Consider the following 6,584-nt stretch of genomic DNA (forward strand, 5'->3'; position numbering starts at 1 on the left):
TTGCCGCTCTTCTTGTCCTTCTCATCCTTATCCAGACCCTTTGCAGCCTCAATTGTCAGGTAACCATCAGCAAGCTGAACCTTTACTTCATCTTTATTGAATCCTGGGAGATCCATATCTACTTCATATGAATCGTCTGTCTCACGGACATCGGTCTTCATCATGTTCTTTGCATGCTTACCATACAGCGCACGCTCGGTAGGTGCTAACGCTTTACTGAACTCCTTGTCAAAATCCCTTCCAAATGGGAAATAGTCATTCATCCAATCATCAAATAAATCTTCTCCAAAAATACTAGGTAACATAAGTCATTTCTCCTTTCAATCTCAAACAAGTGTCGGAAATTGTGGTTTCTTATGAAACCCCAAGGCACTTAGACTTTTTGTTTACTGTTACTTTCAAAATAATTGTCAAGATAAACTTTCGGGATTCTTTCTCTTCTTTCTAATCCCTTTCCTTATCTTTGACTATGTTATACACCCAGTTGTTAGCACTGTCAAGAGGTGAGTGCTAATTTTTTTATGAAGATTGTGTGAACGCAAATGGCTCTATCCCTTATAGATACTCTCATTCTTAATTCATTGTAAATGACATTCTCCATAGAATGTGTCACTTCCAGTTGCCTGTAATGAATTTTTGAATTTCTAAGTCCCATATCCATAAAATAGTACTTCATTGGCGTACCGATATAGAACTTTCCCTTAATATCATATCTGTTCGCCTCTTCAATTAAAAAAGCATCCTCCAAATATTCAATATATTTCGTAATCGTTGTTGCTGTAATCTTCGAATTGTTTACGCTTTTAAATGTTTTCTGAAGTTTGTTAGGATTTGTCAACGCGCCAATTGCAGATGCCAAAACATCAAGCAATGATTCCATTTCTCCAACGTTTCTGATTTTGTTTCGTTTCACAATATCACTGATATATGTTTCCTGAAACATATTATCCAATAGATTCACTTTTTGCTCATCCGTTTCGGCTAATACCACCAACGGAATACCGCCATAAGTAATATATTCGTTCCATCCATCATATTTATTTCCATCATAGCAACTCATAAATTCCGAAAAGCTCAAAGGGTACATATGAACCTCATCCCCTCTGCCACCAAATTCAGTAGCTATATCTCTGGATAAAAACTTTGCATTACTTCCTGTTACAAACACATCGCAATTCTTCTTATCCGCTAAACCGTTAAGCACACTCACAAACTCATCCAGCAACTGCACTTCATCTAAAAGAAAGTAGTATAAATCAAACGCCATTTCAATGATGTGTTTTTCATCCACTCCATTTTCAAGCAAATGATTTTTAAACAGCGTTCGCAATAAATATGATTTTCCACATCTTCTTATTCCTGTTACAATTTTAATCAGACCATTTCCTTCACAATTTATAAGTTGTTCTAAATAGTAATCTTTTTTAATTTCTTTTAATGATTTTGAAAAGCTGTTTAGATACATAAAAGATAATCAGATTATTTTTAACACATATTTTAAACTTGGCTTTGATGATAACTATAAAATAGTTCAGTTTGATCATAAGCTGGCAGAGCAGCATTTTGGAAATAAATACATAGAATATCATTGTGAATTTTTCAGGGCTACCATTACAAGTATTATAAAAATGTGGTTAAAAAATGGATGTAAGGAAAGTCCTGCGGAAATGGCTGACATTATAAGGCAGGAGTATAGAGGAAGGATTGAAATCGACCGACTGAAGTTAACGTTTCGAAGCTCAATCACTATTCAACCCTGCTTTCTTGCTGTCTACGCTTGTCAAATGCCGTTACCGACATCATCCCAAGACTCGCTATTATCTGATTGGCTGGACCTTGGATAAACCGGCTTCCCACCGGCTTGATTACACACCCTTAGCGGGGCGCACAACTGGAAGTTGTCACAACACAACTTCTTTTTATTTGCTGCAACTCCTTACTTTGCTAAATTCATAATACGTTCTGCCATGTTTTCTGGATATAATGTCGCCATACTGGCGTGTCCCATATTTTTCATTTCTATAAACTTTACATGTAGAAAATGTTCTTTTACATATGCTAAATCTTTTGATCTTTCTTTACGTTCTTTATCACCGTACCAATATTCTAATTTACCCGAATATTCTATAATACCTTCCGGCATCCTGTAGTTGTTGCATGATTCAAAAGTTCTCCAGATGGTCTTATAACTGATAAAGCGGAAAACTTTCGCCATATATTCTAAATCTTCCTTGCTATATTCATCTGTTGCAAACACCTTTTCCAGAAGGCTAAACCCGCCTGTTTTTCCCATAGAGATCAGCAGAAAATCCTTAACAGCAATGAATCGAGTAAGTAACCATGGTATCTGATATGGTGTGATTCCGCCATCGCATATTGTGTTATTTACGGTAATTTTCTTATCTGCAAGCATTCTTAAAACAATACTACCTCCCATAGAACAGCCATATAGAACATCAATGGTGGTAATCTTATTTTTTACTAACCACTCTGCCAATTCCCCGGCAATATTTTCCACGCTGGTAAAATTTTGCTGTGAATCATTTTCATCATATCCCGGCAATGCCGGAATAATTACATGGCAATCCTTTTCCAATAAAGGAATTAGATATTCAAAAAAATCCCACATCACTACAGATGGATGTACCAGAACCACTGTCTTTGCATTACTTTTTCCATATTCATGAATTGTCATTCCTTATCTCCTGTATACTTCCCAATCAATTTGATAACTTCTGGTTTGTTACTTTCTATTATACATTATATCGGCAGAATCGAATATCCATTCGATGCCATATTTCTGTAATATAAAAGCCGGATGTGTCAAACCTCAGTGGTTACTGACGAATCCAACCTTTTGTAGTCCGGCAAGCACCTTGTACCACGAACATTATACCGCAATCCACTCATGCAGCGCCGCCGAATGTCTTTTGTCTACGTCCTTTCTTGTAGCCTCACACTCATGCGGATGTTGCTGCAAACGCTGATCCATCCGGCGGACATATTTGCCAGCCTCCCAGAAGCTATCATCATCTGCGCCAATCAAAATTAACTTTCCCTTGATATTTTCAACCTTTATCATTTCTTCTTCCGTATGTTCCCGGTCTTTTTCGGAATCTATGAACAGGCATGCGGAACGCTCAATATCACCTGAGCCTTTCGTTTCCTCTTCAACCTTTTTCCAATACGTTGGATGTTCGTAAACAAATGGCATATAAGCAAGCGGCTTTCCACGATAGGAAAGTCCTTTCATCAAATTCCAGTTTGCAGCTGAAAATGCTCAGCCTTTTATTCTTGCGTCTTTACCTCCCAGACAGCCACATCACCAAAAGCCCTACCGGCAAAGCAATCACCGCCTGGCTGAACATTCCTATCACCGCATATTTAATATGATGCCAATAATCATGGTAAGCATCCACCAAATCCTCAGTTCCCGGAATTATCATCTTCTTACTATGGCAAAACCACAGACAATCCACCACCAATGCATCAAACCACATCTCAACTACCCACATGATATATCCGTGAAACCATCCTTCAGAGAAAGTACGTGCACCGCCGATATAGTACGCTAATACAGTCTGCAAAAATATGTATCCGATAAATAATCCCAGTTTTCCTATCGTTGCTTTCTTCTTAAGTTTCCCGGAGCTTTCCTGAATCAATCCAAGCTCTCTGCATCGATCCTGTATCGCCTTGGGGTATTCCTGTATCATGCCAAGCTTTCCCTTCTTTGCTATATTGATACCGCAAATTGTGTAAATGATAACATTAAAAATAACTATTTCTAATAGATAATTCATTTTGCCTCCTCATCGAACACCAGCCATGCAAAATCGCCTCAATCTATCTGACAGACGCTGCACTGATCGAAACATCGAGATTGAGTTAGTCGTTGCTAACCTAATATTAGCATATTTTCCTGAGAATGTAAATGAGTATAACAGCCTACTATATTTGCAAATGGCTGGATGAAGAATTTGTGTCCTATTCCTGTAATAGCCAATCCGCTATTCTGGCACAGTTTCCAGACCTGTTTTGTTATCATAATAAGATTCAACCAGAGCGCAGTCCATGATCAAAACGTAGAATACATTTCCATAATAACGGTTTTCCACAATTCTTCCGTGATCAAGAACAGGAAGATATGTTCCATCTTTTTTTGCAAAATGGAACCTTACATAGTCATTATTTCCACTGGTCTTTGCATCAATCTGTTTCCAGATGCTGGTCTCAACAGAATCCCGTTCGTCTGGATGGACCAGATTTCTGAATCTATGATCTGTGTAATCCAGAAAATCATCAAAATCCCTGCAGCCAGCAAATTCTATCAGTTCACGATTTGCAAATAAAATATTATCATTTTCAGGATCAGCTATATATATAAGGAAAGCTCCCGGAAGATTCTTTGATACATCCTGAAGTGCAAATCCAAGCTGGCTTCTGTGCTGCATCTTATAAGCTCCTCGATAAGGACTGCAATTATTCTTTCCATGAAGTTTTACCGCGTAAAGTGCCATATCCGCGCATCTGATAAGCTCCGAAACATCTTCACAATCTTTTGGATATTCTGCATACCCAAGAGAAATGTAAAATGGATGCTCCCCACCATTATATGTTATATGCCGTGGCTGAAGAGTAAATTGTTCTATTTTCTTTCTTGCCTCTTCCTCTGTTGTGTCAACCAGAATGGCGGAGAACTCATCACCGCCATTTCTGCAAATAATAGAATTATCATTGAAATAGCTCTGCATGTCCTGTGCAAGACTTTTCAGTGCGGCATCTCCAACTACATGACCATACATATCATTTATAAATTTAAAATCATCAATATCCATCTGTATACCCACGCAATGAATATGAAGATCGCCCTGCATAACCTTTTTGAGCTGTTCGTCAAACCCCTTACGATTCAAGAGTCCGGTCAGCGGATCTGTTATCGCCATTTTTTTTAATGTATCTCGATGTCTCTCAATCACAAGGATGACCACCGTTAATCCAGTTAAGAGCAAAATAACACATATTCCCAAAAACAGCTGCGGAAATACATTCCACCCATGACTCCAGCCATCAGCAGGCATTATCTCAAAATCAAATAGACTGCCGCAAAATTCAAACTCAAATGTAATCGGATTCTTCATAATATTGCCGGATGATGATACTATCTCTGTATCATCAGACAAAGGGGAAACTGTCTTTGTCAGGGAGTAATCATAACCGAATTTTGTGAGTGCCTGAATTGATTCTGTAAATATCTCCGGAACACGTATAATTACTATGGTAAATCCCCAAAATACTGGAGAGCCATCTGCCCCCTCCAGATATACAGGATTTCTAATCGCAATGCCCTGCCCCCCCTGTTTTAAATCAAAAGGGCCCTGCATCGTGACTATATTTTTATCTCTTCCATAACGGCATATCTCTCCACGACTTTCATCATGCATCAAATCTATCTTTCCAGCTTCATTCCCTGCCTCCGGATATATATCTGTGACAACACCGTCAGGCGCAATCTGTATGCTCTGAATAAAATCTGCCATCAGATCCCGAGCAACTTTTTGAAAATTGTCAATTTTCCCATTTTCGCTGATTGCTATCTCTTCAAGTGTATCTGTAATTGCAACTCCACGGTTCATGTCATTCTGTAGTCGTTCTGCATATGTTGTGGCATTAAGCGCTGTGACATTCCGTACCTGTTTATAATTTGATCTATATGAATGATATAAAACTACTGTCAAAACCAGACAGCCAACCAGAAAAATGAGAACCGGCAACATAAGCTTTTTGTTATGGTTTTTACGCGAATTCATAGTATGTCATCTCTCCTTATTTTGGATGCTATTTACAAGTTCTCTACAAATTGCACATATTTTATCGCATTCATTCATTTTTGACAAGTCAGCATTCAGGGATGTTTTTTTAGAGGAACAGTATTATAATACAGAAACGAAAAGAGGTAATCGCTATGCAGATAAGTATAATTTTGCTCGGAAAGCTTATTAACTTTTTTATTATGATCCTGGACACACTGCAGCACAATGCTCTCCGAAAAGCCACATCTGGAATGGAAAAAGATAATATATAACAAAGATGCTACATACTCCAGTCTTTTAAATGTATTTACTACTTTGTTCTGTATCATAACCATGCCTTTGGCTGTCATATTGTTCTCATGGCTGATACTTTAATGGGGACGTTTTTTTACTTTAATGGGGACGTTTCTTTTGTCATGAGGATTGTCCCTGGAACAGACAAGCAAAAGAGCCCCCCGCATACCTGCACCTTGCAGATACACGGAGGGCTCTACGAATATTAGTCATCTGTTATTAAGTAATTACGCATTTCTTACATTATTCGATTGCGATGTAATTACTCTTCTCTACATTCTTCTGCTCTTCCTTCTTAGGAATCGACAGTTTCAGTACGCCATGTTCATACTTTGCATGAATGTCTTCCTGAGTAACTCCTTCACCGACATAGAAACTTCTGCTCATGCTGCCGGCATAACGCTCACGCCTGATGTACTTGCCGCTCTTCTTGTCCTTCTCATCCTTATCCAGACCCTTTGCAGCCTCAATTGTCAG

7 protein-coding genes and 1 pseudogene are annotated in these 6,584 nt (G+C 38.4%); 1 reads left to right on the forward strand and 7 read right to left on the reverse strand.

Going from position 1 to position 6,584, the window contains the following annotated elements:
• Both DXD11_RS13910 and DXD11_RS13915 read right to left on the reverse strand, forming a co-directional pair.
• On the reverse strand, nt 1-305 hold a 305-nt coding region (locus DXD11_RS13910; RefSeq protein ID WP_147360988.1), incomplete at its 3' end, for an Hsp20 family protein.
• 260 nt (nt 306-565) lie between these two features.
• Nucleotides 566-1,465 (reverse strand): annotated as a pseudogene (locus tag DXD11_RS13915) (ATP-binding protein); the annotation flags it as partial.
• 16 nt (nt 1,466-1,481) lie between these two features.
• On the opposite strand from DXD11_RS13915, the gene DXD11_RS14950 reads away from it, so the two are divergent.
• Nucleotides 1,482-1,844, forward strand: coding sequence for a TetR-like C-terminal domain-containing protein (locus tag DXD11_RS14950; RefSeq protein WP_243105886.1), 363 nt, complete (start codon nt 1,482-1,484; stop codon nt 1,842-1,844).
• A 92-nt stretch (nt 1,845-1,936) separates the two neighbouring features.
• Here DXD11_RS14950 and DXD11_RS13920 read toward each other — a convergent pair whose 3' ends face one another.
• From DXD11_RS13920 to DXD11_RS13945, 5 genes are all read right to left on the reverse strand, one after another.
• Nucleotides 1,937-2,695, reverse strand: coding sequence for an alpha/beta fold hydrolase (locus tag DXD11_RS13920; protein WP_118758619.1), 759 nt, complete (start codon nt 2,693-2,695; stop codon nt 1,937-1,939).
• Between the two features lie 195 nt (nt 2,696-2,890).
• Complete coding sequence (locus tag DXD11_RS13925; protein WP_243105887.1) at nt 2,891-3,253, reverse strand: acyl-CoA thioester hydrolase/BAAT C-terminal domain-containing protein; 363 nt, start codon at nt 3,251-3,253, stop codon at nt 2,891-2,893.
• 49 nt (nt 3,254-3,302) lie between these two features.
• Nucleotides 3,303-3,803 (reverse strand): hypothetical protein, encoded by a 501-nt coding sequence (locus DXD11_RS13930; protein WP_117551388.1) that lies wholly within the window; start codon nt 3,801-3,803, stop codon nt 3,303-3,305.
• A gap of 207 nt (nt 3,804-4,010) precedes the next feature.
• Nucleotides 4,011-5,810: a diguanylate cyclase domain-containing protein gene (locus tag DXD11_RS13935; RefSeq protein ID WP_055223577.1), complete on the reverse strand. Its 1,800-nt coding sequence runs from the start codon at nt 5,808-5,810 to the stop codon at nt 4,011-4,013.
• Nucleotides 5,811-6,350: 540 nt separating this feature from the next.
• A partial coding sequence (locus tag DXD11_RS13945) for an Hsp20 family protein (RefSeq protein WP_147360989.1) occupies nt 6,351-6,584 on the reverse strand: 234 nt, incomplete at its 5' end.

The sequence above is a fragment of the Coprococcus sp. TF11-13 genome (genome assembly GCF_003481085.1).
GTDB classification, from domain to species: Bacteria; Bacillota; Clostridia; order Lachnospirales; family Lachnospiraceae; genus Coprococcus; species Coprococcus aceti.

Bases quoted from the DNA above. Each gene is read 5' to 3' on its own strand.
- DXD11_RS13935 (WP_055223577.1), bottom strand. From the start codon at position 5,810: ATGAATTCGCGTAAAAACCATAACAAAAAGCTTATGTTGCCGGTTCTC.
- DXD11_RS13925 (WP_243105887.1), bottom strand. From the start codon at position 3,253: ATGAAAGGACTTTCCTATCGTGGAAAGCCGCTTGCTTATATGCCATTT.
- DXD11_RS13920 (WP_118758619.1), bottom strand. From the start codon at position 2,695: ATGACAATTCATGAATATGGAAAAAGTAATGCAAAGACAGTGGTTCTG.
- DXD11_RS13930 (WP_117551388.1), bottom strand. From the start codon at position 3,803: ATGAATTATCTATTAGAAATAGTTATTTTTAATGTTATCATTTACACA.